Here is a 2575-nt window from a genome sequence, read left to right as displayed (position 1 = left end):
ATTACGCCCTTTGATCGAGGGTCTGCAGCAAAGGGAGAAAGAGGATGACCTAGAGACGATCGAGCTCATGCATCGCTATTGTCCACATCTTTCTCAAAGCTCCACAGAGTCCCAAGATTTATAATCAATCACGGGATCATGAGTCCACAGGTGCATGGGTTCACAGGCCAACGGGTCGGCAGTATCTTGGCCTTCAAGACCATCAAAGCTTCCAAAGCAAAGAGCGCATTAGCCTTCTCCTCTCTAGGGGAAAAGACAAATGCGCTCTTAACGTATTTCGGACGGACTTCGTCCCGTATATTGTTTAAATTGGCGGCTGAAGAAGAAGATGTCACGGTAGCCGAGTGCATCCGCCACTTCCGTCACATTCATTCCTTGCTGCATCAGTAAATGCTGAGCCCTCTCAATTCGAGTACGTATCATGTAGGTTTGAACCGACATTCCGATAAGCTCCTTGAATTTCATTGAAAAATAACGCGGCGACAAAGCCGCTCGCATCGCCAAATCCTCGACACGATGGGCAATGCTTGGATTTTGGCGAACATAGTTAGCAATCTCATGAATAGCCTCGGTTAGCTGATTGCTTCCCTTCTTCTCCATAGGCGGCTGATTATCCTCACGCAGTAAATGAATCATAAGCTGCTTCAGCACGAGCTGTGCCTCTTCTTTGGCAGCATAAGTCTGAAAGAGAAACAGCCGAACGTAACGTGACAGCAAGTATTCAAAATCGACCGTGTCGTTCAGCTTCCGATAACGGTTTGGTACCATTTCAACTAGTTCATTCACGTCAAAATGAATATAGGATAAAACGAGCGGCCGCTGTGGATTATGAGTAGCGCTTGTAAAATCACCCGGACGAAATAGAAAGCAGCTGCCCTTGCCTACTTCATAAAGGATCCCATTAACTTCTAATTCTCCCTCTCCGCTCCAAATATAAAATAAATCATAATTAGGCATCGGTTTCTCACGTTTTGCCCATCTCCAGCCAGGCTCACATACAATTTTTGCAAAAGCAGGCATTAATACTAGAGAATCAGGCGAAATATGCAGCATAAAGTAACCTCCCGTGGTAGATATCTGCCGTCATCATACAACAGTGATAAACTTTAATGCAAGAGGCGTGATGTTACGAAAAAATTTGAATAGATATTGGCTACCTTCGCAAAAAAAATGGTATAATAGCACCCGAAAACAAAAAAAAGTTTATTCAATTTCAAAGAATTATAGGATCATATAAGTTTCACCTTTATACGCAGCCTATATTTCACCGTGAAACGAGCTCACGCCGCCATAGGTCGGTGCCAGCTGGCTACACTTGGATGAATAAACTCGGAAGGATGGAATGAAGTCAATGAACCCACTTGCTCAGCAGTTAAACGAGACGTTGCAAACAGAAAACGAGAATGTCTACGCGATGTTGTCAGCTTTAGGCAAAGCGATTTATTTCCCGAAGGAGGGCATTCTCAGTCAGTCCGCCGAAGCGAAATCAAAAGCTACAAAGTTTAACGCTACTATCGGTATTGCAATAGAARATGGTCAGCCTATGCATCTCAACGTTATTCAGGAGACGCTTACCGCTTACAACCCTAAAGACCTGTACGAATATGCACCGCCTGCAGGTAAGCCAGAGCTTCGTACGGCTTGGCGTTCCAAAATGATTAAAGAAAACCCATCGCTTGAAACGAAAGGATTTAGCAATCCTATTGTTACAAACGCTTTGACACACGGTCTTAGCATTGTAGCTGATTTATTCGCTGACGTTGGCGATGCTGTCATCATTCCTAATAAAAACTGGGAAAACTACGAATTAACTTTCGGTGTTCGTCGAGGTGCCGAGATCGTAGAATATCCACTATATAACGATCAAATGAAATTCAACAGCGCTGGCTTGCGTGAAGCTTTGCTTGCACAGAAGGGCAAAGGAAAAGCGATTGTTGTACTTAACTTCCCGAATAACCCAACTGGATATACGCCTGGCACACAGGAAGGCGATGAAATTATTGCTGCGATTCGCGATGCGGCCGAAGCAGGAATTAATGTCGTTGCCGTTACGGACGATGCCTATTTCGGACTCTTCTTCGAGGATTCCCTCCATGAATCGTTATTTGGCAAGCTGTCTGACCTTCATCCTCGTGTGCTTGCTGTCAAAGTAGATGGTGCAACGAAGGAAGAATACGTATGGGGCTTCCGCGTAGGCTTTATTACTTACGGTTCCTCATCCACAGCTACACTCAATGCTCTTGAGCAAAAAACGCTCGGCATTATTAGGGCTACCATTTCAAGCGGTCCGCACCCATCGCAAACATTCGTATTGCGTGCCTTGCAGTCGCCTGAATTCGACCAGCAAAAAGCGGAAAAATACGATATTATGAAACGTCGTGCCAATCGAGTTAAATCACTGCTTGATAGCGGACGCTACAATAACGTATTGAACTACTACCCATTCAACTCCGGCTACTTTATGTGTCTTAAACTTAGCAACGTGTCCGCGGAGTCAGTTCGAGTACATTTGCTAAACCAATACGGTATTGGAACAATCGCTCTTGGAGAAACTGATCTTCGTGTCGCTTTCTCG

General features: G+C 44.8%; 2 protein-coding genes. One reads left to right on the top strand and one right to left on the bottom strand.

Annotated elements, in window-relative coordinates:
* Window positions 1-267: 267 nt before the first annotated feature.
* Window positions 268-1053 carry a helix-turn-helix domain-containing protein gene (locus AC1DWN_RS32090; RefSeq protein WP_477562898.1) on the bottom strand — a complete coding sequence of 262 codons (786 nt, stop codon included), beginning with the start codon at window positions 1051-1053 and terminating at the stop codon, window positions 268-270.
* A gap of 298 nt (window positions 1054-1351) precedes the next feature.
* Between AC1DWN_RS32090 and AC1DWN_RS32085 the strand changes: the two genes are divergently transcribed.
* A partial coding sequence (locus AC1DWN_RS32085; RefSeq protein ID WP_477562899.1) for an aminotransferase class I/II-fold pyridoxal phosphate-dependent enzyme occupies window positions 1352-2575 on the top strand: 1224 nt, incomplete at its 3' end.

Source organism: Paenibacillus sp. P4_A7 (genome assembly GCF_056402455.1).
Note: the sequence above shows the minus strand (reverse complement) of the source record. Positions and strands in the feature narration are given on the sequence as shown.